Annotated in this window: 25 protein-coding genes and 1 tRNA gene; 17 read left to right on the forward strand and 9 right to left on the reverse strand. The window is 66.5% G+C overall.

What is annotated here, in order from left to right:
* Positions 1-73: 73 nt before the first annotated feature.
* Positions 74-1639, reverse strand: coding sequence for a class I SAM-dependent methyltransferase (locus KBZ08_RS13930; protein WP_254973738.1), 1566 nt, complete (start codon positions 1637-1639; stop codon positions 74-76).
* A gap of 120 nt (positions 1640-1759) precedes the next feature.
* On the opposite strand from KBZ08_RS13930, the gene KBZ08_RS13935 reads away from it, so the two are divergent.
* The 7 genes from KBZ08_RS13935 (at position 1760) to serS (ending at position 7492) form a co-directional block, all read left to right on the forward strand.
* Positions 1760-2062 carry a NifU family protein gene (locus KBZ08_RS13935; RefSeq protein ID WP_219904102.1) on the forward strand — a complete coding sequence of 101 codons (303 nt, stop codon included), beginning with the start codon at positions 1760-1762 and terminating at the stop codon, positions 2060-2062.
* 201 nt (positions 2063-2263) lie between these two features.
* The gene (locus KBZ08_RS13940) at positions 2264-3874 is read left to right on the forward strand and encodes a hypothetical protein (RefSeq protein ID WP_106220544.1); all 1611 of its coding nucleotides are present in this window, start codon (positions 2264-2266) and stop codon (positions 3872-3874) included.
* Between the two features lie 6 nt (positions 3875-3880).
* Positions 3881-4486, forward strand: coding sequence for a prepilin-type N-terminal cleavage/methylation domain-containing protein (locus KBZ08_RS13945; RefSeq protein WP_254973740.1), 606 nt, complete (start codon positions 3881-3883; stop codon positions 4484-4486).
* Entirely contained in the window at positions 4486-5073 is a 588-nt protein-coding gene (locus KBZ08_RS13950; protein ID WP_254973741.1) for a Tfp pilus assembly protein FimT/FimU, read from the forward strand. The genes KBZ08_RS13945 and KBZ08_RS13950 overlap by 1 nt, the downstream gene beginning before the upstream one ends.
* Before the next feature lie 4 nt (positions 5074-5077).
* Positions 5078-5620 carry a type II secretion system protein J gene (locus KBZ08_RS13955; RefSeq protein ID WP_254973743.1) on the forward strand — a complete coding sequence of 181 codons (543 nt, stop codon included), beginning with the start codon at positions 5078-5080 and terminating at the stop codon, positions 5618-5620.
* Positions 5621-5631: 11 nt separating this feature from the next.
* Positions 5632-6180, forward strand: a complete 549-nt coding sequence (locus KBZ08_RS13960; protein WP_254973745.1) for a hypothetical protein — start codon at positions 5632-5634, stop codon at positions 6178-6180.
* Between the two features lie 25 nt (positions 6181-6205).
* A complete protein-coding gene (gene serS / locus KBZ08_RS13965) occupies positions 6206-7492 on the forward strand; it encodes a serine--tRNA ligase (protein ID WP_254973747.1) in 1287 nt (428 codons plus the stop codon).
* On the opposite strand, the gene KBZ08_RS13970 is transcribed toward serS, so the two are convergent.
* From KBZ08_RS13970 to KBZ08_RS13995, 6 genes are all read right to left on the reverse strand, one after another.
* On the reverse strand, positions 7434-9083 hold the full coding sequence (locus tag KBZ08_RS13970; RefSeq protein WP_254973748.1) for a class I SAM-dependent methyltransferase: 1650 nt from the start codon (positions 9081-9083) through the stop codon (positions 7434-7436). The genes serS and KBZ08_RS13970 overlap by 59 nt on opposite strands.
* Position 9084: 1 nt before the next feature.
* Positions 9085-9738, reverse strand: a complete 654-nt coding sequence (locus KBZ08_RS13975) for a prepilin-type N-terminal cleavage/methylation domain-containing protein (RefSeq protein ID WP_254973749.1) — start codon at positions 9736-9738, stop codon at positions 9085-9087.
* Positions 9723-10295 (reverse strand): prepilin-type N-terminal cleavage/methylation domain-containing protein, encoded by a 573-nt coding sequence (locus KBZ08_RS13980; protein ID WP_254973751.1) that lies wholly within the window; start codon positions 10293-10295, stop codon positions 9723-9725. The genes KBZ08_RS13975 and KBZ08_RS13980 overlap by 16 nt, the downstream gene beginning before the upstream one ends.
* Positions 10292-10870, reverse strand: coding sequence for a hypothetical protein (locus tag KBZ08_RS13985; protein ID WP_254973754.1), 579 nt, complete (start codon positions 10868-10870; stop codon positions 10292-10294). Before KBZ08_RS13985 ends, KBZ08_RS13980 begins: the two co-directional genes overlap by 4 nt.
* Positions 10871-10910: 40 nt before the next feature.
* Positions 10911-14132, reverse strand: a complete 3222-nt coding sequence (locus tag KBZ08_RS13990; RefSeq protein WP_254973755.1) for a hypothetical protein — start codon at positions 14130-14132, stop codon at positions 10911-10913.
* A 261-nt stretch (positions 14133-14393) separates the two neighbouring features.
* The gene (locus KBZ08_RS13995; protein WP_254973757.1) at positions 14394-14822 is read right to left on the reverse strand and encodes a PilZ domain-containing protein; all 429 of its coding nucleotides are present in this window, start codon (positions 14820-14822) and stop codon (positions 14394-14396) included.
* Between the two features lie 113 nt (positions 14823-14935).
* Here KBZ08_RS13995 and rseP point away from each other — a divergent pair, with 113 nt between their 5' ends.
* The 6 genes from rseP to KBZ08_RS14025 all read left to right on the forward strand — a co-directional run bounded on the left by rseP (position 14936) and on the right by KBZ08_RS14025 (position 20035).
* Complete coding sequence (gene rseP, locus KBZ08_RS14000) at positions 14936-16024, forward strand: RIP metalloprotease RseP (RefSeq protein ID WP_254973759.1); 1089 nt, start codon at positions 14936-14938, stop codon at positions 16022-16024.
* A gap of 1 nt (position 16025) precedes the next feature.
* Positions 16026-16673, forward strand: a complete 648-nt coding sequence (nth, locus tag KBZ08_RS14005; RefSeq protein WP_106220532.1) for an endonuclease III — start codon at positions 16026-16028, stop codon at positions 16671-16673.
* A gap of 75 nt (positions 16674-16748) precedes the next feature.
* Positions 16749-17051, forward strand: a complete 303-nt coding sequence (gene rpsN / locus KBZ08_RS14010; protein ID WP_043325519.1) for a 30S ribosomal protein S14 — start codon at positions 16749-16751, stop codon at positions 17049-17051.
* A 130-nt stretch (positions 17052-17181) separates the two neighbouring features.
* Entirely contained in the window at positions 17182-19311 is a 2130-nt protein-coding gene (locus tag KBZ08_RS14015; protein ID WP_106220531.1) for a polyribonucleotide nucleotidyltransferase, read from the forward strand.
* Between the two features lie 71 nt (positions 19312-19382).
* Positions 19383-19625: a type II toxin-antitoxin system Phd/YefM family antitoxin gene (locus KBZ08_RS14020; protein ID WP_254973760.1), complete on the forward strand. Its 243-nt coding sequence runs from the start codon at positions 19383-19385 to the stop codon at positions 19623-19625.
* Positions 19619-20035 (forward strand): type II toxin-antitoxin system VapC family toxin, encoded by a 417-nt coding sequence (locus KBZ08_RS14025; RefSeq protein ID WP_254973761.1) that lies wholly within the window; start codon positions 19619-19621, stop codon positions 20033-20035. Before KBZ08_RS14020 ends, KBZ08_RS14025 begins: the two co-directional genes overlap by 7 nt.
* Positions 20036-20051: 16 nt before the next feature.
* On the opposite strand, the gene KBZ08_RS14030 is transcribed toward KBZ08_RS14025, so the two are convergent.
* Positions 20052-20984 (reverse strand): 3'(2'),5'-bisphosphate nucleotidase CysQ, encoded by a 933-nt coding sequence (locus KBZ08_RS14030; RefSeq protein ID WP_254973762.1) that lies wholly within the window; start codon positions 20982-20984, stop codon positions 20052-20054.
* A 32-nt stretch (positions 20985-21016) separates the two neighbouring features.
* Here KBZ08_RS14030 and rsmI point away from each other — a divergent pair, with 32 nt between their 5' ends.
* Positions 21017-21871: a 16S rRNA (cytidine(1402)-2'-O)-methyltransferase gene (gene rsmI / locus KBZ08_RS14035; RefSeq protein ID WP_219904094.1), complete on the forward strand. Its 855-nt coding sequence runs from the start codon at positions 21017-21019 to the stop codon at positions 21869-21871.
* Positions 21872-21895: 24 nt separating this feature from the next.
* The gene (locus KBZ08_RS14040) at positions 21896-22135 is read left to right on the forward strand and encodes a hypothetical protein (RefSeq protein ID WP_106220527.1); all 240 of its coding nucleotides are present in this window, start codon (positions 21896-21898) and stop codon (positions 22133-22135) included.
* 4 nt (positions 22136-22139) lie between these two features.
* Here the strand turns inward: KBZ08_RS14040 and KBZ08_RS14045 are convergent, their stop codons facing one another.
* Positions 22140-23078, reverse strand: a complete 939-nt coding sequence (locus KBZ08_RS14045) for a hypothetical protein (protein WP_254973766.1) — start codon at positions 23076-23078, stop codon at positions 22140-22142.
* 83 nt (positions 23079-23161) lie between these two features.
* Between KBZ08_RS14045 and KBZ08_RS14050 the strand changes: the two genes are divergently transcribed.
* Both KBZ08_RS14050 and KBZ08_RS14055 read left to right on the forward strand, forming a co-directional pair.
* Positions 23162-23235 (forward strand) — tRNA-Arg (locus tag KBZ08_RS14050).
* Positions 23236-25088: 1853 nt separating this feature from the next.
* Complete coding sequence (locus KBZ08_RS14055) at positions 25089-26252, forward strand: hypothetical protein (RefSeq protein ID WP_254973768.1); 1164 nt, start codon at positions 25089-25091, stop codon at positions 26250-26252.
* Positions 26253-26288: the final 36 nt, after the last annotated feature.

Genomic DNA, 26288 nt, shown 5'->3' on the forward strand with positions numbered 1-26288 from the left:
CGCCCGGAGGCTCAGCCGCGAAGGGAACAAGGGCCCGATCCTAGGCAGCCCCCTCGGGTTCCCTCGGCGACGATCAGGCGCCGATGCCGAGGCGCCGCAGCACCGGCAGGCGCCCGGAGGCGAAGGACTCCCAGAACGCCTGGAGCTGGCCCAGGGCCTGGTCCGGGTCCTCGATCGTCCGCCCCTCAGCGTCATTCACGTTGCCGCCCGCCATGTCAATGCCCATCCACACCAAGGGCACCAGATCCTCCACGGGGAGATCGGCCCCGGCGGCCTGCAGGAAGAACGCTTCGAGCCGATGGATCGGGAACGGCTGCCGGAGCACTGGCGACAGCAGGGCCTCAATGTCCTCTCCCGCTGTCATCAGATCGAGGCAGCGCCGGTTGAATGCGGCGATCGAGCGAACATCCTGCTCGCCCTCCGCTCCGGCAAGAAACGCGCCAACGACCCCTCCCGACCAGAGCAGCACCGAGAGCCGCAGCACCAAATCTTCCAATTCCATGGAGAAAACCTCCATCAGTTCACCAAGACTGCGGGGCCCCTCCGCCAGCAGGTCTTTCAGCGCCGCCAGGAAGGCAGGCTCCATCCCCAGCTGGCCGAAGCTTGACCCGAACGTTTCCCAGTTATCGGGAACGGCGGAGAAGTGAAGAGTGACATCGGCCAGTGCCTGCCGGCGCCAGGGAGCGGGGGGCTGGCGGATCCCCTTCGCGAACAGATCGCGGCGGAAAGTCTGGTGGATCGCCAGGTCAAGCAGCACCTCCCTCATCGCCGCGTCGCTGCCCTGTTCCACCAAGGCACGCCTGCCGGGATCAAGCAGGTTCGGGAACATCTCCGGCAACGACGCCGAGCCAATGTGGCTAAGTCCAAAACCGTTGCAGAGACGGTGCATTGGCCCCACATAGAGCGGTTGGTGGGCCGCCTGATACTCCCCCGCCAGATAGTCCTCCGGCATCGGCCGCAACTGCTCCTCCAGCGTCCGCAGGGCCGGCAGTTCATTGCCCAACGGCCAGGAGCCCTCCGGTCCCGTCAGCCGGGTGAGGGTGGCGACCGCGGAGCGGATCCCCGCCACCGTGGTACTTCCGCCTGCACGCAGAGCCTCCTCCACGCTGAGCATCTGCAGTGGGCTGCGGGCCAGCCAGCCGGGATAGGTGTTGTAGGAGCAAAAGAAAAGTCCACCTGGCCGCAAAACGGAGCTGGCTGCGGCCACCAGGGCCTGGCGTACCTCGGGGCTCACCCAGCTGGCCAGTCCGTGGGACACCACCAAATCAAAGGCCTCCGGCCAGCCGCAGCAGGGACCGCCGCCAGGGCGGCCGGCAGCGAAAGTGGTGAGATCCGCCAGGGCGAAGTGCACGTTGGTCAGGCCCAGCGCTTCTGCCCGGGCCGTGGCTTCGGCGATATGGGTGGCATTCAGATCCAGTCCGTAGAAGCTGGCGCGGGGATGGGCCGCCGCATTGAAGAGCAGGTTGAGGCCGTGACCGCAGCCGAGATCGAGATAGGTGAAGCTTCTGTTGAGCAGGCCGGGATCCAGACGGTGGCGACCGCCCATGAGCGTGGCCAGCACGAGCCAGGAAACAGAAAGCTCCCTGTGCAGGAAGGCCCCATAGGTCTTCTCGATGGGGTAATCGGGCTTTGGGTCCATCCCGGCGGCGCAGGCGCTGTGCGCGCAGGATGCCTCAGGAACGGGGCCCTGCCACCCGGCGCAGGGTTCGTCGGCCCCACGTAGACGGCGCCTAAGCTCGTTCCAGTGCGTAACCGAGCCATGACCACCGACACCGCCAGCCCCGAGACCGTCGACGCCGGGACCGTGGCGCCCGCCGTGGACAGCGACCCCCGCGCCCTGACGATCGAGAACGTGGAGCGGGTCCTCGACGAGCTGCGCCCCTATCTGATGGCCGATGGCGGCAACGTGGAGATCGTCGAGATCGACGGGCCGGTGGTGAAGGTGCGCCTGCAGGGCGCCTGCGGGTCCTGCCCCAGCAGCACCATGACCCTGAAGATGGGCATCGAGCGCAAGCTGCGTGAGGCGATCCCCGAAGTGAGCGAAGTGGTGCAGGTGCTCTGAACCCTGCCGGAAGGAACCCGGAGACGCCCCCCATCCGGGGGGCTTTTTTTCATGGCCGATGATCAGCGGGCTCTTCCGGTCCCCCCAGCCGACGGCAGCCCGCTTCTCAAGGGCCCGGGGTTTCCCGGTCGTACGTTGAAGGGGCAGCAGAAGTGCTGCAGCGAAGAAGGTTCCGTTCCGTGATGGAGGAGGCCTGGAGCGATGACGAGCCGGCTGCTGATGCTGACGCTGGCGAGGTCGCGCAGGCCCCGCGATGGCAGCGGGTTCATGGTGGCCTGCTTTCTGATCGTGATGGCCGTGCTCCTGGGCGGGCTGGCCATGGCCAAGCGATCCAGCATGGCGGAGCTGGCCTCCGCCTACCAGAGCCAGGCCCGCGATGCCCGGGCCGCGGCCGACATCGGCATGGCGGCCGTGGTGAGTGAGCTGAACCGCCACCGCAACCGCCAGCTCCTGGTCAACGCCTGCCTGCTCGAGACGTCCACCCCCGCCGCGATCGCCGTCAACAACGCCGTCAAGGTGCCGGATGGCCGGGCCTTCGCCAACGTGGGCGTCACCTTCCCTACCGCCGGCACCCTCCCCACCGCCCAGACGATCAACGTCGGTGACGGATCGCAGCAGCGCTGGCGGCTGGTGGATGTGGACTGCTCCGCCGCCACCGCCGCCAGCGTGCGCCAGGGCACCCTGGCCAACCCCATGACCGGGGTCGCGGCCGTAGCCCCCTCCGCCGGCCAGCTCACCCTCACCGTGCGCGGCTTCGCCCTCCGCGGCGGCTCCGTCGTGGCCGCCAGCACCCTGCAGCAGACCCTGGAGGTGGTGCCCAAATGCCTCGACCGCAGCCTGCGCGGCCTCGGCTTCGCCTTCGGCAACGACATCCGCCGCTGCAGCCTGGCCCCGGGCTTCGGCTTCGTGGCCGGCGCCGCCGACGACAACACCGGCGATCTGGTCATCTCCGGCGGCGCCTACAACCTCAACGTCGACCCTGTCACCTGCATCGCCTCCAGCCCCTCGGGCTGTGTCGACGGCCTGGCCCACACCAGCGTCAACGTGGTGGACGTCAACCTGCCGCCACCGCTGCCCACGGCCAACACCACCTGCCGCAGCGCCTCGCCACCGGCCAGCTGCAACGTGACGGTGAGCAGCGACCTGACCCTGGCCAGCCGCAACTTCGCCAGCTGGCCCGCCCCCTGGAACAGCCTCTGCACCCGGGAGGACGCCAACGGCGGGGCCTCACCGCCGGGCACGTTCGCCACCATCTCCTGCAGCCTCAACCGCCTCAGCACCGGCAACAACGTCGAGCTGTTCTTCGACACCAGCGGCACGACCGCCGCCAGCACGATTCCGGTGCGGCTGCACTTCCCCAACGCCTCCACCAGCGGTCAGAAGAGCGTCACCCGGGGCAACGGCTCCTCCGGCATCTTCCAGTGCGATTCCGATGCCGGTGCCATCACCTGCAGCACCAGCACCCAGGGCGCCCCCCGCGCCGCCGACCTGGCCCTGTTCGGCTGCCGCCCCGGAGCACCCGCCCCCTGCGGCGCCCAGTTCCTCGACCTGGGCAACGGCAACGGCGCCTCCCAGAGCATGTTCCTGTACTTCCCCCTCGGCAGCATCGAGATGGGCGGCACCCCGGATTTCAAGGGGGTGATCTGGACCAACGATTTCCGGGCCAACGGCAACATCACCGTCACGATCTCCCCGAGCGATCTCGAGAGCGTCTGCGGCCTGATGAAGTTCTGCGGCGGGGACGACTCCCTTTATGAATCCTTTTCGATTGATTACGTCACCAGAGCCGTGCTTCGCCTCACCTACTCCTGAGCCACCGTGAACCCCTCTCTTGCCACCGTTTCCCCCGCGCCCCGCCGCTGCCACGGCGCCGCTGGCTTCTCCCTGGTGGAGCTGATGGTGTCGTCGGTGCTGCTGGTGCTGGCCCTCACCGGCACCTCGGTGCTGTTCGTGGAATCGAACCGTTCCTCGGCGGCTGCCGAGACGCGCTACCGCCAGCAGGCCCTGGTGGACACCGATCTGGCCCGGGTGCGGCGGCTCAACGATCGCTACACCTGCAGCACCGGCAGCTGCACCAGCCTCGGCAGCGTGGAGCTCGGCAAGCACGATTTCTTTCCGCCGCCCGTCTCCACCGCCGCCAACGGCAACAGCAGCGCCGGCCAGCTCTTCGAGGCCCTGTGCAACTCCACCGGCCTGATCACCCAGCTGGTGGCCGATATCGGCGCTCCCCCGGCCGCCCTCACGGGCGCCGGCATCACCTACAGCATCGACACCGCCAACCAGGGGCAGCAGACCGTCAGCGAATTCGGCACCAACGTGGTGCGCAATCTTCACCGCTACACGATCACCTACACCAACGGCACCAGCGGCGAACTGCTGCGCCGGGTCACGCTCGTGCCCACCACCGTCGCCTGGTGCCCGTGATGAAACACTCCGCCAACGCCGGCTTCACCATGATCGAACTCACCGTGGTGGTGGTGATCGTGGGCATCCTCTCCGCCGTCGGGCTGAGCGCCTCCGGCAATGAATGGCGGCGGGAGCGGGTCAATGCGGTGGCCACCGAACTGGCGGGCTGGCTGGAGGCGGTGCGGCGCACCTCCCTGAAGGGCAATGCCTGCCAGGTGACGATCAGCGGCGGCAACCTGGCCGGCGGCGCCACCCTCGCCACCGCCTCGGAGCTGATCGCCGGCACGGCCATCGCCAACCCCACCATCGCCAACAACTGCCTCACCGGCCAGCCGATGCAGATCAGCGAAACCCTCGGGTCCTCCACTTACACGATCGTCCCGGGCGGCGCCACCAGCTTCAAGTTCACCCCCCGCGGCACGGTGAACGCCGCGGCCGCCAACACCCAGCTCACCGCCCCGGTGGTGATCCAGATCTCCCTGGCGGGCAGCGGCGGGCCGATGCGCTGTGTGCGCATCTCCGAAGGCCTCGGCCTGATCAGTGTGGGCGCCAGCAACTCCAGCGGCGGGGACTGCCCGGAGAGCAGCTACGGAGGCACCCTCTGACGCCATGAACCACCCCAGCTCCCACCTTCAACGCCAACGGCGCCCCCGGCAGCGGGGCTTCACCATGGTCGAACTGCTGATCACCTCCGTGATCATGGGCGTGATCTTCGCCACCGGCAGCAACGTGATGGTGAGCCAGATCCGGGTGTCCGCCCAGCAGGAATCGCTGCGGCGGCTGCAGGACCACTGGGGCCGCATCAACCACCTGCTCGACAGCGAGATCACCGAATCGGCCTCCGCCGCGGCCGTCCCCGGCACGTCCCTTACCCTCACCCTCGCGGGTGGGCAGACGATCACCTACGCCTATGACGGCGGCACCCGGACCCTGACCCGGACGGGCCCGCCCATCAACGACAACGGCACCCTCAACCTCACGGGCGGCACGGCCAACGTGTCCTCCGTGCTGCTCACCAACGTCGACGCCTTCACGCCCACCCTCACCAACAGCCGCGAACCGGCCTACACCCTGGCCCTCAGCGACCGGCTGGGGGCGTCGTTCACCGGGTTGTCGAGCTCCACGCGCTCGCGCACCTCCAGTTACCCCTGACCGCCGCCCCCATGCGTCCCCGCCCCCCGGCCCCGCGGCCGGTGCCGCTGCTGATCCTGCTGCTGCCGCTGCTGCTGCTGCCGGGTTGCGGGCGGCCCGCGCGGGAGGTGAGCGAGCGCCAGCGGGCCGCCTGCCGCGGTGAGGCCGAGAGCGCCGCCACCCCCGAGGAGGCGCTGCGGCGCAACGCCGACTGCCTGGCCGCCGCCCTCCGGGAGCCGCCCACGTCACCGGCCCCAGTTCGCCCGGCGCCGGTGGCGACGGCGCCGCCGGCCCCGGCGCCGATCGATCGCTACCGCTACTGCCGGGTGCACCAGGAGGAGGTGCAGGCGGCGTCGGCCAGGCTCACCAACGCCGCCAAGCCCTGGATGGTGGCCCAGAAGCACAGCGACCACGGCAGTGAGGCGTACCGCGACGCCCAGCAGGGCTACGACGCGGCGGTGGCGGAGCTGGAACGGCTGCTGCCCCCGGAGATCCGCAACGGCATGGATCTGCTGCCCACCGCCACCGAGGCCTACAGCCGCTGCGATCGCCAGGTGTTGGAGGGAACCTCCGGTCCGTAGGCTGCCCCAAGACGATGGCCCTCCCGTGCTGGATCAGCGCCTGCTGCGCAACGACCCGACGCTGATCACCGGCCCCCTGGCACGGCGCGGCATGGCCACCGACCTGTCCGGGCTGCGCCAGCTGGCCCTGGAGGCCCGCGACCTGGAGCAGCGGCGCAGTGAGCTGCAGGCGGAGGGCAACCGCATCGGCAAGGAGGTGGGCGAGCGGATCCGGGGCGGCGCCGCCCCGGGCGGGGAGGAGGTGAAGGAGCTGCGGGAGCAGGGCAACCGGATCAAACGCCAGGTGGCTGAGCTCGAAGAGCAGGAGAAGGGGATCGAGGCCCAGCTGCTCGAGCAGCTGATGGTGCTGCCGAACCTGCCCTCCCCCCTCTGCCCCAGCGGCCGCAGCGAGGCCGACAACGTGGAGGTGAAGCGCTGGGGCACGCCGCGGCTTGCCGCCGGGGGCGAGGAACTCCAGGAGCACTGGCAGATCGCCGAGCGACTCGGCATCGTCGACACCGAGCGCTCGGTGCGCATCGCCCAGAGCCGCTTCGTCACCCTGCTGGGCCAGGGCGCGCGGCTGGAGCGGGCCCTGATCAGCTTCATGCTCGATCGCCACGGCCAGCGGGGCTACACCGAGGTGCTGCCGCCGGTGCTGGTGAACACCGCCAGCCTCACCGGCTCCGGCCAGCTGCCCAAGTTCGCCGAGGAGAGCTTCCGCTGCGCCGACGACGACCTCTGGCTCACCCCCACCGCCGAGGTGCCGGTCACGTCCCTGCATCGCGGCGAGGTGCTGGGCGCCGAGCAGCTGCCGCTCAGGTACGCCGCCTACACCCCCTGCTTCCGCCGCGAGGCCGGCTCCTACGGCCGCGACACCCGCGGTCTGATCCGCCTGCACCAGTTCAACAAGGTGGAGCTGTACTGGTTCGTGGCCCCGGAGGAATCGGAGGCGGCCCACGAGCAGCTCACCCTCGATGCCGAGGCGATCCTGGAGGCCCTGGAGCTGCCCTACCGCCGCATCGAGCTGTGCACGGGCGATCTGGGGTTCTCCGCCGCCCGCACCTACGACCTGGAGGTGTGGCTGGCGGGCGCCGGCACCTACCGGGAGATCTCCAGCTGCAGCACCTGCGGCGACTTCCAGGCCCGGCGGGCCTCGATCCGCTTCCGGGACGGCAAGACCACCCGCCTGCTGCACACCCTCAACGGCAGCGGCCTGGCCGTGAGCCGCACCATGGCCGCCCTGCTGGAGGCGGGCCAGCAGCCGGACGGCAGCGTCAGGCTGCCGGGGGCCCTGGTGCCTTACTTCGGCGCCGACCGGATCGGGGCGGGCTGAGGGGGATGCCGGGGAGGCCACCCAGTCGCTGCAGCAGCGGCTGCTTGGTGGCCACGACGGAAGCCGTGATGGCCTTGATCCTGTCGATCTGGGCCTGAGGGTCGGTGATCACCTGGTTGTCCTGGCTGAGCAGTTGCACGTCCAGCTCCTGAAGCCACAGGAGCACGCAGCTGCTCAGCATTGGTTCCTCCAGACGGTCGAGCAGGGCCTTGTGAATCAATGCCTCCAGGATCGAGAAGGGCAGGGCGGACGCTGCCGCCGGCAAGGCCAGCTGGGTGTAGGAGCGTCCCTCCTGCATGCGGTCCAGCAGCACCTGATTGAGGCGCTGCACCAGGGGGGCCGCCGTCACCCCCGCGGGACCACGGTCGAAGCCGATGCTCCCCGCCTCCAGCAACAGCGCCAGCATGACCACCAGCTCGCCCTGGCTCTGCTGGCCGGAGCTCAGCAGGGAAGCCAAGGACATCGGAGCCGCCGTGAGGGCAGCGATCACGGGTGCGTAAGCCTTCGGGTCACCCTGGATTTCCCCGAAGCTGGATCGGAAATGCAGCGTGTCCCGTGGGGTGGGGGCCCATTCATCCGGGAGGAGCAGCAGGCGAAACGACAGCGAAGCCAGGCGCTGCCCCCATTCCTGCTGGGTGAGCTGCACATGCCCCCGGACCAGGAGATCCCTTCGAAACGCCTTGTTGGTGGCAAGGTCAATCAGGAGCTCTCGGACCACGGGCCTGGTTTCCCTCATCGCCAGATCGCGCACGGATGGCGGCAGGAGTTCGACCAGGCACTCGGAATAGGTGGCCGACCCGAGAAAGGAGAGCTTGTGCCTCTCGCAGCGCGCCAGCATCTCTGAGACGTACAGCGGCGACCAGCCGGCATTGGCAAATTCACCACAGAGATAATCCACTGGGGCGAACTGCAACGACTGCAACTCTCGGCGGAACCCCGGCAAGGCCGATCCCAGGGGAGAAGGCTGGGAGTCCTCACCGAGAAGTTGGCTCAGGAGGCCCGCGGATTCACGGAAGCAGCGGCCCAGCTCACCCGGCCTGGCCGTTGGCAGTTCAAGGCTCAGCAGCTGCTGAAAGCCGCTGCGGGCCAGCCAGCCCGGATAGGTGTTGTAGGAGCAGTAGAACAGACCCCCGGGACGCAGGGAGGCCGTTGCCACCGAAAGCATGGCGCTCTGAACGGGCTCGGTGACCCAGGTGGCGATCCCGTGGGCCGCCACGTAATGACAGCCACCAGCCGTCCATGGCCATGGCTCAGCGGTTCCGGCCAGATCCAGAAAGTCGGCCTCGTGGATGGCCACATTCTTCAACCCGGCGCGGCGAACCAGATCAAGGGCGTGGGCCACATGATCCGGATGAAAGTCAACGCCATAGAAGCGGCCCTCCGGGTAGAGGGCTGCCAACATCACCAGCGAAAAGCCCGTGCCACAACCGAGGTCGAGAAAGGTGAACGGTTCTCCCTCAGAATCCCTGGGCGGAAGATGTCCCTTGAGCAGGGCGGCGAAATCCAGCCAGCTGGGGCTCAGTTCACGAAAAAAGGCGCTCGTGTAGGAGGTCGACGAGTGATACCCATGGTCCCAGGAGGCCTCGCCCAAATCAGTTGATGCTCTCCGCGGCCCCAGAGTAGAGAGTGAGCGTGCGGGTCACCACATCGGCGGAGCCAGGCACGCTCAGGCCAAGATCGAGGCTGACCCAGGTGCAATCGGCCGACACGGTGGGAGTGAACGTGGACACGTTGCTGAGGACCCTGCTGCCGGTGGCCGCGGTGGCCGTCAACAGGCCATTGGCATCGACCTGAGGACCATCGCGCAGCAGCTCGTTGCCACTGCGGTAAAACCTGACGATGCTGTAGGTAATGGTATTGGAGCCCGAGGTCTGGATCGGAATCAGCAGTCGCAGGTCTGTGGAGGCGGCAGCTGGGGCGCAGACGGAAGGATCTTGAGGCTTGCAGGGGGTGTCCGGCAGGGTGGCCGTGGTACGCGGATTGGCGCCGCCGCGCAACAGGCAGGCCTCACCCACTTCCACCTTCAACAGATCCGAAATCCGCCGGAAGTTGCGGTTGATCGTGGTGAGGGCATAGACGCGGTCAGCGATCCGGATCTGATGCACAGAGAGCACAGCCACCGATCCCAGGGCGATGGCTGTGAGCACGCCACCAATCAGCAACTCGATCAGGGTGAACCCAGCGGCAGTTCTCCTCTGGTTCACGATGGATGGCCTCCGGTTCGCTCCCATCAGGTTCGCTCCCATACCGTGCACGTCTGATTGACATCACCGGTCGTATTGTTGAGGCCAGTGCTCAGGGTTCCGAAGGAGATTCTCACGCATCGCAGGGGCAACTGATTATTCACGGAGATCTTGACGACGGCCTCCACACCATTGGCCACGACACCTCCTCTGGGGGTGAAGGTGAGGGAGGTCGCCGAGTTCGGTGTATACGTCACTGCCACGTTGTAGGTGCGGTTGCCATCGGTCGTTGGGAGCCTCAAGGTGGCCTCCGGGGTGCAACGGGCATTACTGGCGACGTTCTGCAGGGATGCCAAGGTGGTACCGGGAGCCACGTTGGTTCCGGTGGTGAACTGGACCACACAGGGCCCGAAGGCGCCGGATCGCCCAGAGATGCCCTCCAGCCAACCCATGAGCTCGGCAACCGCGCCATTGGCCTGGTCACGGCGCAAAAACACCTGCGAAGAAGCGAAGGCAACAGATCCAAGGATGCCGATGACCGCCACCGTGACCAGCAACTCGACGACGGTAAAAGCCTGGGAATGGCCCCGGCGTGGGAAGAAGGACAAAAGATGTCTCACGGGCAGAAATACGCCATATGGGGAATGATGTTTTCCACCCTGGTGACTCGGTTATTGCTGTTGTTATCCGTGAAGGTCACCCGGAGGATCCGCTCGGGCTGAATCGCCGTGGTGCGGGTGGCGTTGACCGGCTGCGGCAGTGCATTGACGGCCGTCTGGAAGGGACTCAGAAAGGCCGTGTTATTCGCACAGAGCTGCTCGACGGCAATCTGTTCAGATGAAGTGGTTGTATTGGGAAAGTTAGCCGTTGTCGAAGCCAAGTCAACCTGGGGGAAGTAATAGCGATCATCCAGGGGATTATTGGTGGCACACGGCTGGGTGGTCCCGCTGACCACACCGAATGTGGTGGGGATGGTGGTGGTGCAGACACCGGAGCAGCAGGTGTACCTGCGCGCCAGCGTCTTGATCTGACGCAGGTTGTCGTCAATTGAAGCCTGCATCACCACCTGTTGCTGGGTAGAGATCGTTCGCCGATTGATGCTGTTGAAGACCAGGGCGGTGGAGCCGATCACAATCGCTAGCATGACCGTGAGCACCAGGGGCTCAACGATGCCGATCCCTTGCTCTGCTGGCACGGATCGACGGGATTGCGGTCGGCATGTTCTCTGCATCTGCCTAATCAAGAGAGAACCCCTTGCGCGCCGCCGTTGGAGAGCGAGCCACCCAATCGATGCCTTCCCAGCCGATGTAACTCACATCCGCTGAGTTGGCGACCCCTACCAACTGGGTGAGGCTGGAGGACGCCGAGGGCGGAACCCGGAAGTGGTTCTGGCCACCAGCCAAAATCGTGCGCACCCAGATCCTGCCACCGAAGTTCCAACTGTCATCCTGGGCAAGCTCAGCCGGCGTCAAACCTGGCAAGTCGCCGCAACCGTTGACGCAGAAGGAAACCAATCCCCACGGCAGGTAGAACCACGCCCCGGCGATGCGTGAGCGGTTGGCCGCCGAGGCCGAGGAGTCGGCACCGATGATGATCACCTGATTGCAGGGCTGGTTGGTGCGTCCCGCATCGATGCAACCGGTCCCCGGGGACGTGTCTCTGCCGAAGATATTGAACCTATCGTACTCAGCGACCGGATTGAATTCATTTTCAGGAACGAGTGTTTTGCAATTCTCCACCGGCGCCACGCTTAGGTAAGGCCGGCCAGCTCCACGGCCCGTGGGACAGGCCACGTTCGACATCGTCCCTCCTTGGACAAGGTTAATGAGGGGATTGGCCGCCGTAATGCCGCGGGAATCGGTGGCGCGGTTGTAATAGAAGCTGACAGAATGGTCAGTGGTGTCGATCCATAGGTTGTTACCCAGAGCCCGGAGATCAATGCTGGGCCCGAGGCAGTGGAAGCCACCGGAGAAGCCTGTGGTAACCGGGAACGAAGAACTGTATTCGCACCAGTTGAGGTAGGTGGCATCGCCAACGGAGTTCGAGGAGGGAACCCGCGACTTGATCTCCACGTTGGTGAGATTGATCTCACTGATATTGCTGGCTGTACTGACCGGGCCCAAGTCGCTGTTGGCCCGCAGCCGAAACTTCACGTAGTGACTGAAGCGGTTGGTGGCGGCGGTCGCCTGTGGAGGCAGCTGGATGCGGCAGGTGTAGAGCGGATTGGTGGAGGAATAGGGAGCCGACGTCGTGGTCGCACATTGACCACTGCTGCCGGCGCTGAGGTTCACTGCACCATTGCTCAGATTGTTCCCAATGTTGATGTTAGAGCCGCCGATCGTGGTGCCGTTCTGGGTTCTGACACCCCCATCCGCAGTCACCGAGGCGAGGCTGGTCCAGCCGGTGTCGTTGGATTGGTTGACAGGCCTGTCGGTGGTGATGGTGCCGTCAAAGGAGTAGTCGAGCCGGAGGGCGGCCGTGTTGGCCGCACTGGTGCCGCGGGTCCGGGTGAAGCTGAACTCCAGCACCGGCGCCCTGAGGGCATACAGATTCACCGCCCTGGCGAGCGCGGGGCGGTTGGTGAGGGTTGCGCCTTGGTTGTTACCCACATCACGGAACGTGACCACCCGGCCAATGCCGGTGAGGGTCCGAACGATCAGATCCCCGGTGCTGAGATTACCTGCGCTGGCAAAATCCTGGTTACTCACCTGCCAGAGGGAGGGCCAGCGTGGTGTGGAGCCGGCGGTATAACCGCTGAAGGTGAATGTGGTTGATGAAGCTGAAGATACATAGGCAGCGTTGGTGAATTCATCGCTGATCCCACCATCAACCGGACCTGGCCTAGAAACGACGGCCCAGGTATGGATGTTGGAACCCGAACCATCGAACACGGAGGCGCAGGCGTTGCCGGGCAGATAGCGGGTGTTGCAGTACTCGAGGAAAGGGCCAGGGGTGACTTGACTTACGTTGGTGGCCCCATTGCCCCGAATCCAGATGTCCACCCCATTTACATTGACGCCATTCTGATCCCCGGCAAATGCACTGATCTGGGGGTAATCACCAGGGCTGGCGGACGTGACCGTCTGCTGGCTGACGGTATCCGGGTGGCCACCGGACGTCCAGTTATGGGTGTACTTGGAGGCGATGCTTGGAAGGCCCGCCGAGAGGAAGAGAGGAACGATCGGAATACAGGAAGCAGCACGGCCTTCGATCGAGGCCGCGTTTCCAAGAGCCTGCGAGAGTGGCGAGAGGGAGGCGGGCGGGCAGACGTTCGGGGTGGTGGTACCGGTGAATGGCTGGTAATAGGTGACGAGAGTGTTCCCGCTCGTATCACCCGGGATGATTTCTGCTGCGGTATTGCAGGGGCTTGGAACCGTTCGGCAACCCACTTGAATGTTGCTGACGACCTGCTTGGTATTGCGATCCCACACGTAAGTGGGATCGTCAATGATCCCGAGAATGGCACCGATATTCACCACCTGCCCTGCGGAGTTTCGCCTGGTGTAGCGATCGTTGGCCGCCTGGGAGAGGAAGCGACCTCCGTTGATGCCGGTGATCATGCCGAATTCAATGCCGCAGAAGCGGCTGTCGGCACCGAGATCGCCGGCAGCGGTGGCTCCCGTGGTCGAACCTCCGGAGGCATTACTGCCGAAAGAGCCGCCACAGCATTTAGGCACAACCTCGAACTCCCTGGTGACGGTAGAAGTGGAGAAGGTGCCGTCGGGCCGATACAACCGACCCTCCACCGTCACAGCGATGTATCCCGTATGGGTGCCCGGTCGTAGGGCTCCACCGCCATCGGGGTCATCCAGGTTCAGCAGGCTGTTGAACCTGGTCCCCGTGGGAATGGTCCCGGCCTGACTGCGCACGGTTCCGTCCGCGTCGAAGGTTCTGTAGACGGCGCGACGGTCCGTGCTTCCGTTGTTCCCTGCTGAGTAGCGGATACTTTTTAAAACGAAACGCCTGTTACCCTGGTTGACCTGATCAACATTCTCAAGGTTGCGAAACTGGCCATTGGCAAAATTGACAGCTCTGGCGGAAGGCATGCCGTTACCATTCGGGCCGGGCCGCACATTGGTGGTGGAGACGCATGGACTTTGCAGGTCCATGTTGGTGGTGCTCCACTGGTCGGGAGGTGTACTCCCAGCGACGAGCAGCTGACGATTCTCCGGCTGGTTGAACGTGGCAATGATCTGGTCAGCACCGGCTTCTGCCACCTGCTGGGCATCGCGGCCCTCGCCGCTCCCCAGCGACGCCAGATTGGACCCGTTGACGATCGCCACCAGACCTAAGGTCCCCACAAGGAGAGCAAGGATCACCAAAACACCGGCCAGCATGGTGGAACCCGCTTGCTGCTCGTTTCGAGCGGGTTTCGTCAACAGGTGCAGCAACAACCTGGCTTTGGTGAGCCGAGCTTGGAGGGGCAGGCCAAAAGGCACTCGACTGCGCAACTTCATCGCTGCACGCTCGCTCCCAGGAAAATCTTTATGAAACTTTAGCAAGGATCCTGGCCGTTTCTCCTGCTGCCGATGGATCGGGCCGAACTGACAGGTGTGGCGGTTCGATCTGCGGTTTGATCTCTCCATCTCGGCGCCCGAGCGTCCTTAAAGCGTGAGCTCAAGCCTAAGCACGGGGCGGACCCCATGGCCAGACAGGGAACCTTGGAGGGACGCGCTTTGCGGGACTACCCAGCGCAGCGATCACCTCAGGCTTCCAGATCAGCCTTCGAAGTTGCCCCGCATCTGCAGGGTCTGGTCGAAGTATTGGTCGAGCATGGTGCCGGGCAACAGCGGGCCGTCGCTGAAGGCCAGGCCGACGAGGGTGTTGTAGCTGCGGCTGTTCACCCACTGGACCCGCGCCGGCAGGGAGACGCTCTGGTGCTTCTCGTAATCGCTGATGTCGAGCAGCACCTCCTCATCGGCCGTCACCTCAAGGGATCCCCGGCGCACCACGCAGGCGCCCGTGCGACTCACATCCCCCACCGTCACGTAGACCGTGCGGCCCGTCGACAGCCGGATGCTGGCGGAGACACCACCGGGCAGGGCGTGGCGGAGGGAGGTGCGCAGTTCCTGAGGCTCTTCACCGGCTGGTTGCTCAGCGGCTGGTTGCTCAGCGGCTGGTTGCCCACTGGTCTGTTGCTCGGCCATGCAGGCAGACCCGCCCATCAACGAAACCATGCTATCGGTCCCCTCCGGCAGCGCCAGCGGCCCGGTGCCGGGTCGGTTCCCGCAGAATGGGGTCAATGGAGCCGGGAAACTGAATGGGTGTACTGACGGCGCTGGCGATCCTGGCGGGCCTGATCGTGGTGCATGAGGCCGGCCACTTCTTCGCCGCCACCTGGCAGGGCATCCGGGTCAGCGGTTTTTCGATCGGCTTCGGGCCCGCCCTGATCCAGCGGAAGCGCCGCGGCGTCCTGTTCGCCCTGCGGGCCATCCCCCTGGGCGGTTTCGTGGCCTTCCCCGACGACGAGGAGGACAGCAGCATCGCCGCCGACGATCCCGACCTGATGGGCAACCGCCCCCTGCCCCAGCGGGCCCTGGTGATCGCCGCCGGCGTCATCGCCAACCTGCTGCTGGCCTGGAGCGTGCTGCTGGCCCAGGGCCTGGTGCTCGGCATCCCGTCGGGCTTCAGCGCCACCCCCGGTGTGGTGGTGGCCGCGGTCCAGCCCGGCCAGGCGGCCGCCGGCTCCGGCCTGCAGCCGGGCGATCGCATCGTGGCGGTCGACGGCACCCTCCTGGCCGGCGGCCAGGACGCGGTGATGGCCCTGGTGGAGCGCATCAAGGACGCCCCCGGCCGCACCCTGCGCCTGCAGGCCGACCGCAACGGCACCCTCCTGCGGCTGCCCCTCACCCCCACGGACAGCGGCGGCATCGGCCGCATCGGCGCCCAGCTGCAGCCCAACGGCACCGAGTCCTTCCGGCCGGCCACCAGCCCGCTGGAGCCGGTCCTGCAGGCCAACCACGACTTCATCGTGCTGACCCGCCGCACCGTGGAGGGTTTCGGCACCCTGCTCACCCACTTCGGCGAAACCGCCCCCCAGGTCTCGGGGCCGGTGAAGATCGTCGAGATGGGGGCCTCCCTGGCCAGCCAGGGGGGCAGCAGCCTGTTCCTGTTCACCGCCCTGATCTCGATCAACCTGGCGGTGCTCAACGCCCTGCCCCTGCCCCTGCTCGACGGCGGCCAGTTCGCCCTGCTGCTGCTGGAGGGGGTGCGGGGCCGCCCCCTCTCCGACCGCTACCAGATGGCCTTCATGCAATCGGGCTTCGTCTTCCTGGTGGGCCTCTCCCTGGTGCTGATCGTCAAGGACACCAGCCAGCTGCCCGCCATCCAGCAGCTGCTCAGCCGCTGAGGTGCCCCGCTTCCCCAGCCCCCGCACCCGGGCCCCGCTGATCCTCGAGCGCCTCGGCGTCCTCTACCCGGAGGCCACCTGCTCCCTCGACTGGCGCACCCCCTGGGAGCTGCTGGTGGCCACCATGCTCTCGGCCCAGTGCACCGACGAACGGGTCAACAAGGTGACCCCGGCCCTGTTCGAGCGCTTCCCCGATGCCGCCGCCGCCGCCGCCGTCGAGAGCGACGCGGTGGAACCCTATGTGCAGTCGACCGGCTTCTACCGCAACAAGGCGAAGCACATCGTGGCCGCCTCCCGCCTGCTGATGGAACGCCACGGCGGGGCCGTGCCGGCCTCGATGGAGGAGCTGCTTCCCCTGCCGGGGGTGGCCCGCAAGACCGCCAACGTGGTGCTGGCCCACGCCTTCGGCATCAACGCCGGCGTCACCGTCGACACCCACGTGAAGCGGCTGGCCAACCGCCTGCGCCTCACCCGCCACAGCGACCCGAAGAAGATCGAACCCGATCTGATGAAGCTGGTGCCGCGGCCGGAGTGGGAGACCCTCTCGATCCGGCTGATCTTCCACGGCCGGGCGGTCTGCGTGGCCCGCAAGCCCCGCTGCGCCGGCTGCGGCCTGGCCGATCTCTGCCCCAGCCATCCCGGCCCCTGAGCCCGGTGGGCCGGACCGAAGGGGGCGGGCCAGACGGTACGATGGCGGGCTGAAGTTTCCCCCTCCTCCGGCCGCATGGCGAAGAAGTCGATGATCGCGCGTGACGTGAAGCGCCGCAAGATCGTGGAGCGCTTCGCGGCGCGCCGTGCCGCCCTCAAGGAGGCCTTCGATGCGGCCGGCGATCCGATGGAGCGGCTGGAGATCCACCGCAAGCTGCAGTCGCTGCCCCGCAACAGCGCCCCCAACCGCATCCGCAACCGCTGCTGGGCCACCGGCAAGCCCCGCGGCTACTACCGCGATTTCGGCCTCTGCCGCAACCAGCTGCGCGAGCGGGCCCACAAGGGCGAGCTTCCCGGCGTGGTCAAGTCCAGCTGGTGAGCAGCGGGCTTCGGCCCTGCCACCGCAACGGCTTTCCGTCGCAGAAGGCGCCCCGGGAGGGCGCCTTCTTCATGGCCTGGAACGGCGGATGCGAGAATGGTCGGCGACAACAAAACGGACATAACGCCCAGTGCAAGGACACACTCAGTCGATCTCCTTCGATGGTCGGGAGATCCGGCTGACCAGCGGCCGATTTGCGCCCCAGGCCGGGGGCTCGGTGATGGTGGAATGCGGTGATACGGCAATTCTGGTCACCGCCACCCGCTCGAAAGGCCGGGAGGGCATCGATTTCCTCCCCCTGATCTGCGACTACGAAGAACGCCTCTACGCCGCCGGCCGCATCCCCGGTAGCTTCATGCGCCGGGAGGCGCGCCCCCCCGAACGGGCCACCCTCACCTGCCGCCTGATCGACCGGCCGATGCGGCCCCTGTTCCCGGGCTGGCTGCGGGACGACCTGCAGATCGTCGCCACCTGCATGTCCCTCGATGAGCGGGTTCCCCCCGACGTGCTCGCCGTCACCGGCGCCTCGATGGCCACCCTGCTGGCGAAGATCCCCTTCATGGGCCCGATGGCCGCCGTGCGCGTCGGCCTGCTCGGCGACGACTTCGTCCTCAACCCCAGCTTCCGCGAGATCGAGCGCAGCGAGCTCGACCTGGTGGTGGCCGGAACCCCCTCCGGCGTGGTGATGGTGGAGGCGGGTGCCAACCAGCTGCCCGAGCAGGACGTGATCGAGGCCATCGACTTCGGCTACGAGGCCGTCGGTGAGCTGATCCGCGCCCAGCTGGCCCTGCTCAAGGAGCTCGGCATCGAGCAGGTGCTGCCCGAGGAGCGCAGCGAAGACCCCGCCCTCCCCTCCTTCCTGGAGAAGGAATGCGCCAAGGGCATCGGTGAGGTGCTCAAGCACTTCGAGCAGACCAAGTCCGAGCGGGACGAGAAGCTCGATGCCATCAAGGCCGAGGTGGCCGAGAAGATCGCCTCCCTCGACGGCGAGGATCCGATCAAGGTGGCCGTGAGCAGCAACGGCAAGCTGCTGGGCAACACCTACAAGAGCCTCACCAAGAAGCTGATGCGCCAGCAGATCCTCGTCGAGGGCAAGCGGGTGGATGGCCGCAGCCTCGACGAGGTGCGCCCCATCCAGGCCGCCGCCGGCGTGCTGCCCAAGCGCGTCCACGGCTCGGGCCTGTTCCAGCGCGGGCTGACCCAGGTGCTCTCCTGCGCCACCCTCGGCACCCCGAGCGACGCCCAGGAGATGGACGACCTCAACCCCAACAGCGAGAAGACCTACCTCCACCACTACAACTTCCCCCCCTACTCGGTCGGTGAGACCCGGCCGATGCGTTCCCCCGGTCGCCGCGAGATCGGCCACGGCGCCCTGGCCGAGCGTGCCCTGATCCCCGTGCTGCCCTCCAAGGAGAGCTTCCCCTACGTGCTGCGGGTGGTGTCGGAGTGCCTCAGCTCCAACGGCTCCACCTCGATGGGCTCGGTCTGCGGCAGCACCCTGGCCCTGATGGACGCCGGCGTCCCCCTGGCGGCCCCGGTGAGCGGTGCGGCCATGGGCCTGATCAAGGAGGGGGAGGAGGTGCGCATCCTCACCGACATCCAGGGCATCGAGGACTTCCTCGGCGACATGGACTTCAAGGTGGCCGGCACCGAGAAGGGCATCACCGCCCTGCAGATGGACATGAAGATCACCGGCCTGGCGGTGAAAACGATCGCCGAAGCGATCAACCAGGCCCGCCCGGCCCGGCTGCACATCCTCGGCAAGATGCTCGAGGCCATCGACAAGCCCCGCGACGTCCTCTCCCCCCACGCCCCGCGCCTGCTCAGCTTCCGCATCGATCCGGAACTGATCGGCACCGTGATCGGCCCCGGCGGCCGCACCATCAAGGGCATCACCGAGCGCACCAACACCAAGATCGACATCGAGGACGGCGGCATCGTCACGATCGCCAGCCATGACGGCGCCGCCGCCGAGGAGGCCCAGCGCATCATCGAGGGCCTCACCCGTCGCGTCAGCGAAGGGGAGGTGTTCAACGGTTCGGTCACCCGGGTGATCCCGATCGGCGCCTTCGTGGAGATCCTGCCCGGCAAGGAGGGAATGATCCACATCTCCCAGCTCTCCGAAGCACGGGTGGAAAAGGTGGAGGACGTGGTCAACGTCGGCGACCAGGTGACGGTGCGGGTGCGGGAGATCGACAACCGCGGCCGCATCAACCTCACCCTGCGGGGCGTTCCCCAGCAGGAGCCGGCGGCGGTCTGACCGCCACGGGGGCCTGGCCCTACGGCCGGGCCCCAGCCCTAAACTGGTTGGCAACTGGTTGGAATCGGGCGATGAAGACAGTCGGGGCCTTCGAGGCCAAGACCCACCTCTCCAGCCTGCTGGAGGAGGTGGCCGGTGGCGAGGAGATCCTGATCACCCGCCACGGCAATCCCCTGGCACGGCTGGTTCCGGTCAACGCCCATGGCCGCGAGCGCCGCATCGAGGCCATCGAGCGTCTGCGCAGCTTCGCCACCGGCCGGCGCCTCAACGGCCCCTCGATTCAGGAGTTGCGGGACGAAGGCCGCCGGTGCTGAGCTTCGTCGCCGACATGTCCGCGGTCTGCGCCTGGTGTTTCGAGGACGAGCGCTCCGCGGCCTCAGAGGCGCTCCTGGCGCGGTTGCCGGCGTCCGAACTCTGTGTGCCGGCGCTGTTTCTCTGGGAGCTGGCCAACGTGCTGCTGATGGCCGAACGACGCGGCCGGATCAGCGCAGCGGATCGGAGCCAGTTCCTCACCCTTGTGGTTCAGCTCGATCTGGCCATCGATCCCGCCGACCCGGCCGTCGTCTGGCATGACGTCCTGAGCCTGGCGGCCCAGCACCGTCTCACCAGCTACGACGCCGCCTATCTGGAACTGGCGATGCGCGCAGGTCTCCCCCTCGCCAGCCGCGACAACGCGCTCATCGGGGCCGCCAGGGCCTGCGGGCTGGAGCTGCTTGCCTGCTGAATCGGCTGATTCCCGTTCAGACGGGGAAACCCGGATCGATCAGCGCCATCGCCGCCGCCGCCCGGCGGCAGAGATCGGCATGGGCCGGGCCGTGGCTGGCGATCAGGCAACCCGCCTGGCGCACATCGCCGCTGTTGTAGGTGAGGGGCCGGCCATCGGCATGGCTGAAGGCGCCGCCGGCGGCGACCAGCACCGCCTCGGGGGCGGCCATGTCCCAGTCCTTGGGGGCACTGCGGCCCGACAGGGAGATGTAGAGGTCGGCCTCCCCGCGCAGGATCGTGGCCACCTTCCCGCCGACGCTGCCGATCGCCGTGCTGCGGGCCGGCCGCAGCTCGGCCAGCAGCTGCTCCAGCCGGTCGTCGCGGTGGTTGCGGCTGGCCACCAGCACCAGCTCCTCGCCGCGGCCGCTGAGGGTGGCCGGGGTGCGCTCACCGGCCCGGTTCTCGCGCCAGGCCTCGCCCGCCGTGCCGGCCTCGCCCGCCCCCACCAGCCCGAACCAGAGCTCCTCCGGCTCCGGCAGCAGCACCACCCCCAGCACCGGCCGCTGGCCATGCACCAGGGCCAGGTGGACGGCGTACTCGCCGGTGCCCTGCAGGAAGTCCTTGGTGCCATCGAGGGGATCGAGGATCCACAGCCACTCGGCCTCCAGGGGCTGGCCCGGCACCAGCACCTCAGCGGCGGTCTCCTCGCTCAGCAGCGTCCAGCCGGCGGCCGGGAACGCCGCCGCCAGGCCGTCCAGCAGCCAGCGGTTCACCGCCAGATCCGCCGCCGAAACGGGCCCCTCGCCGCCGTGGTCGACGCTCATGGCCGGCGGGAAGCCGTAGGGGGGCTGCTCGCCGCGGGCGTAGGCCCGCAGGATGTCGGCCGCCCCCCAGGCCAGCCGGCGCAGCTCCGCCAGCAGGGGCTCACGGCCGATGCCGTCGGGCAGGGCGAAGGAAGACGGCATCATGGGGACCGGAAAACGGCATTGTGCAGGACCCGGTGCAGGAGCACGAACCCGCCGCCGGCGTCCTCTATCTGGTGGGCACCCCCATCGGCAACCTCGACGACCTCTCCCCCCGGGCCCGGCGGGTGCTGGCGGGGGCCGACCGGGTCGCCTGCGAGGACACCCGCCGCAGCGGCCTGCTGCTGCACCACCTCGGCATCCGGGCGCCCCTGCTGAGCTTCCACCAGCACAACCAGACGGCCCGCATTCCCCAGCTGCTGGCGGCCCTGGAGGCGGGCGAGGCGATCGCCGTGATCAGTGATGCCGGCCTGCCGGGGGTGTCGGACCCCGGCCAGGAGCTGGCGGCCGCCGCCCGCGCCGCCGGCCGCCAGGTGATCTGCGTGCCCGGCCCCAGCGCCGTCACCACCGCCCTGGTGAGCAGCGGCCTGCCCATGGGCCGCTTCTGCTTCGAGGGCTTCCTGCCGCCGAAGGGCGGCCCCCGGCGCCAGCGGCTGGAGGCCCTGGCCGGCGAGGAGCGCACCCTCGTGCTGTTCGAAGCACCCCACCGGCTGCTGGCCCTGCTCGAAGACCTGCTGGCGGTGCTCGGCGACCGGCCCCTGCAGGTGGCGCGGGAGCTCACCAAGCGCCACGAGGAGCAGGTGGGCCCCACGGTGGCGGCGGCGCTGGAGCATTTCCGCCGCACCCCGCCCCAGGGGGAGTGCACCCTGGTGCTGGGCGGTGCCCCGCCGGCGGCGGCCCCCGTCTGGGACGAGGCCGATCTGCGCCGCGCCCTCGATGCGCTGGTGGCGGGGGGCCTCAGCAACCGGGAGGCCGCCCGCACCCTGGCCGAGCGCAGCGGCCACAGCCGCCGCGACCTCTATGCCCTGCTGCACCGCGAGCCGTCAGACTGAGGCAGCTGGTCCTGCAACGCCCCGATGCTTCTGCGCCTGCGCCTCCTGTGCGGCAGCCTGCTGGGCGGCACCCTGCTGCTGACCCTGCTGTGCCTCGGCGCCCAGAACCTGGAGGTGCGACCCCAGCTGCGCTTCGGCTTCGCCCGCAGCGCCCCGCTGCCGGCCGGCTTCATCGTGGGGGTGGCCCTGGTGCTGGGGGTGATCAGCGGCGGTGCCAGCGCGGCCCTGCTGCTGCCCGGCAGCTCCCCGGGCGACGAGGGCTGAGACCTCAGCTGCCGGGCAGGGCGTAGAGGGCACCCTCGATCACCACCCGGCTGATGCCCTGGGCCAGCAGGTAGGGGGCGGTGAGCTCGAACACCTTGAGGTCGGGCAGCTTGATCACCCGCTGGGTGCGGCCGCACTGGCGCTTGGCCTGGCGGGGATTGAGGAACACCACCAGCGCCTGGCGCTCCAGCTCGGCGGCCGGCAGCCGGCCCAGTTCGGGGAACTCGCTCAGGGGCCGGGCCTGCAGTTCCACGGTCTTGTCGACCAGCATGTAGGCGCTGGAGGGCAGGGCGGCGCTGGCCAGGGGCTGGAGCCGCCCGTCGGCGGCCGCCGGGGCGCCGTCGTCGAGCAGCACCACGGGGATCGGCTGGAACGGATTGATCGCCCCGTCGGTGCCGTCATCGGAGCCCTCGTCGTCGCCGTCGTCGCTGGTGAGCAGGTCGTCGTCATCGGCGCCGAAATCGTCGGCATCCTCGATGGCCAGCACCGCAGGGCCGTCCTCCGCCACCACCTCGCTCCGCGCCGGGGACGGCACCGACAGACGGCGGGGCGGTGCAGGGATGACCCTGCGAGTGGTGGTGGTCGGCGCGGGGACGGCCTCGGACTCCGACAGCGCCTCCGGCCGGGGATCCGGCTCAGCCGGCGCCTCAGGCCCGGGGGCGGGCTCGGGCTCCGGTTCGGGGGTGGGGATGGCGAGGGCCGTCTGCAGGGCTTCCGGGGCAGCGGCCGGCTCGGCATCGCCGGTCGTCGTCCGGCTGCGGCGGCGGGAGCGCTCCGCCTTGAGACGTTCGTACTCCTCTTCGCCGAGCTCCGTGCGAACGACGCGGATGACCGTGTTGGCGCTGCAGCCGTAGCTGTCCGCGAGCTGCTGGCTGCTGGAGCCCTCCCGGAATCGCCCAACCAGCTCGGTTTTCTGGCTGTCGCTGAGCCGGGTGGCGGCCATGGAACGGTTCAAGCGCGGTCGTCCACTGTAGGGGGGGCTACCGGAGTGGCCTGGCCGCCGAACGCTGGCACAATGCGCTCCGTGCTCCCTTAGCTCAGCTGGATAGAGCAGCTGCCTTCTAAGCAGCCGGTCGATGGTTCGAATCCATCAGGGGGCGTTGGCAGAAACGGCCGGGGATCTGGGGTTTGGGCAAGTCGGAACAGGCCTTTTAGGCTGCAAGTCTCATCCGTCAAGACACGTCAGAACCCAGCCGGAGCGGTCAGCATCCGCCAGAATTTCACGCAGATTTCACGCGAGCTGCAACCGTTGGTCCGAGCTCGCCCCCAGTGGCTGGCCGATCTGAGCCGGGGCTTCAAGCGCCATCGAGGTGGTCGGCCAGGCTGGTCGGTCGAGGTGATGCGGGACCGGCTGAGAGTCGTGAGTGCCGAGCTGCCCCGAGGCCCCTCAGGAGGAAGGAGGGAAGCGCCGAGCCATCACCCTCAGCACCCCGCCAGGTCCGGCAACGTATGCAGCGGCCCTGGCGGAGTGCTGCAGCCTTTATGACGCGGTGGTGGCGGGGGAGTGGCAGTGGCCGGATCCGGCATCGGAGCCCACCAGCGACGACCCACAGAGGCTCAGCAGCGCCAACCTCCAACGGCTGACGATGAAGCTTCGGGCGGCCCTGGTGGGAGAGAAGATCCAGGAGGGCTCCTGGGAGCGGGCCTATCTGCCCTACTTGCAGAGGCTTGTTGACGTCGCCAGTGAACGGCGTTGGGAGGATGACTTCAGGCTGCTGGAAACGGTGCTGCGCCAGTGGGAGCCGAACAGCCGATCGAGGCAGATGGCACACGACAGGTGCCGTCGTCTTTGGAAGGAGGCTGGATGGACATGGCCCAGCGAGCTGGGGACCTTACGCGGGAACGGCAAAGTAGCCGCCAATCCCGATGGAGTCCGGGCCTTCACAGCTGAAGAGCTCGCTGAGCTGAGGGCACGGATTAATAGGAGCCAGAAGCTCACCCCAGCCGATCTGGTGGCCTGGGATTGCGTGATCTGCTTCGGCCTTCGGCCTGCTGAGCTGAAAGGGCTGGTACTACAGGCAGATGACGGGCTGCCAATGGCACAGGTCAACTGGCTGAAGAAGAGCAGCAAGGGATCCAGTAGTTCTCGGACGGTCCCAGCTGTACCACCAAAAGGCTGGCCGGATGATTGCTTCGACTTGGTGCAGCGATGGAAGCAGCATGGCCTTCCTGCAGGGATGGTGGCAGCTCGTAGTCCTGGGGAAGTCCTGACACAACAACTACGAAGGCTCAGAGCGCAGATACCGGAGCAGATGGACTTAGATCAAGAACTGACGGCCTATAGCTGCAGACACGCCTTTGCACTAAGACTTGCCCAGCGTCTTGGACTACACGTTCGTGAAGCAGCTGAACTTATGGGCCACAGCCCACAAGTACATCTCAACGCTTACGGGCGCCGACTGGATCAGCCCAAGCTTTTGGCTCGGGTAAGGCAACGGCTTGACGAATCAAGAGATTAGAATAGTTGATTAGTCGAAGCGAGAGTTCGGGGCGAGGCTTATGAATTGAACCGGAAAATGGCTCAGGATGTCCGAGATGTCCGAGAACTTCCGGAAGTCGTGAAAAACTGTCAGTCTCATCAGGTAATTGGAGCTGGGCGCGACTAAAAGCGACCCGCCAGAATCGTCCAGGAAGGGTGATTCTCTGCTGAGACGCAGCAGTCCCATGCCGAGACCATGTTTCCAAGAGGCACAGAAGCAACCACGCTTTACGCACACAACAAGAGAGCTAGCGACTCAGCTACGTATCTCCGAGTCGACTCTTCGACGGCTCCGCAAAGAGAGAGTACTTAAAGCAGGCATTCACTACAGGGCCATCGGGATGGGCTTGGTACGCCCAGCACTGCTTTGGAATCCAGTCGAGACGGATGTAGTCCTCGCTCGTCGCAGCAAAACTGAGCTCAACTGAGATGGACAACATTATGGAACTACAGCCGGCGACTACAGGACCAATCGTGGACTGGACTGAACTGAGCAGGTTTCTCACTGCACTGGGGCGCAGCGCACACGACTCTCCGCTTGTCTTTGCGCTCTATCCCAGGGATGTAAACCTGCCATGCATCCACTATGCATGCACTGCAGGAAGCATCCCTAAGCGCAGGATCGAGGACATGCTGAGGAAGAAACCGGATCTGTCACTAGGACTGGTGATCAATCCTCCATCAGTGCGACCCGATGACTGGGGATGCGATCCCAGTCACTTCAGTGGGAAGTCGGAGCAAGAGAAGAAGCGAAGGTGCTGGGAGTGGAACCGAGGTAGAACCAGGTATGAACATGCCTGCCCTCCAAAAGCATGGGGATCAAAGTCCGAGCTGATCGACCATGCCTCCTCCATATGGCTTGAATGCGATGGCGGTCTGTCTCTCAAGGAGCAGGAGGTGTTGGCTTGCAAAGTCGGACTTCCAGAACCATCTCTCACTGTATGGAGTGGTGGAAAGTCACTTCATACCTATTGTTGTCTGTCTGAGTCGATATCGAAGGAGAAGTATAGGGAGTTGATGGAGCGTCTCTGTCTGACGATCAATGCGACAGCGCCTGAGGCTGGAGCAGACGGTTCTCTGAAGAATGCAAACCGAGTCATGAGGGTTCCGGGCAGCCTCCACGCTTCTACTAAGGAAAGGTGCAGGATCAATAAGCATACCGGGACACAATACACTCTCGAAGAGCTTGAAAAGCATCTACTGCCACTTCTGGGCAATACTGATACCAACGACATTGAATATGCAGGTACACAGACTCCAAACAACAATTGGTTCAATGATCTAGCGCCTCCAGCACAAGAAAAGATGGCGGTGGAGATGCTTCAATACATCCCAAAGAGGAAAAAGCCTTCAGCCCAAGGAGGTCCATTGGGCACTCGCGCCCCCGCAATCAAAGTGCTCCACGGGCTTGTAGGCCATTTTGGCCAAACCAAAGCTGCTGAGATTTGCGCCAAGGCTGGATGGAGGAATGAGTACTGGTCTCCAGAAGCAGAGATGCAGTCTATCAGCGATCCATACTGTGGAATTGGGGTAGTGATCAAAGCTGCGAGAGAGAGCGGCTGGGAAGGTGGAGGGAGATACCCAAGCCTTGACGAGCAGCTTGAGCAATATTTCGGAAGATCAGCAAGAAAACGCTGACGCACTAAAGGCTTCAACTCTGCCCAACCATCACCT

Origin of the sequence: Cyanobium sp. Candia 9D4 (assembly GCF_024346155.1) — a bacterium.
Taxonomy (GTDB): domain Bacteria; phylum Cyanobacteriota; class Cyanobacteriia; order PCC-6307; family Cyanobiaceae; genus Cyanobium; species Cyanobium minutissimum.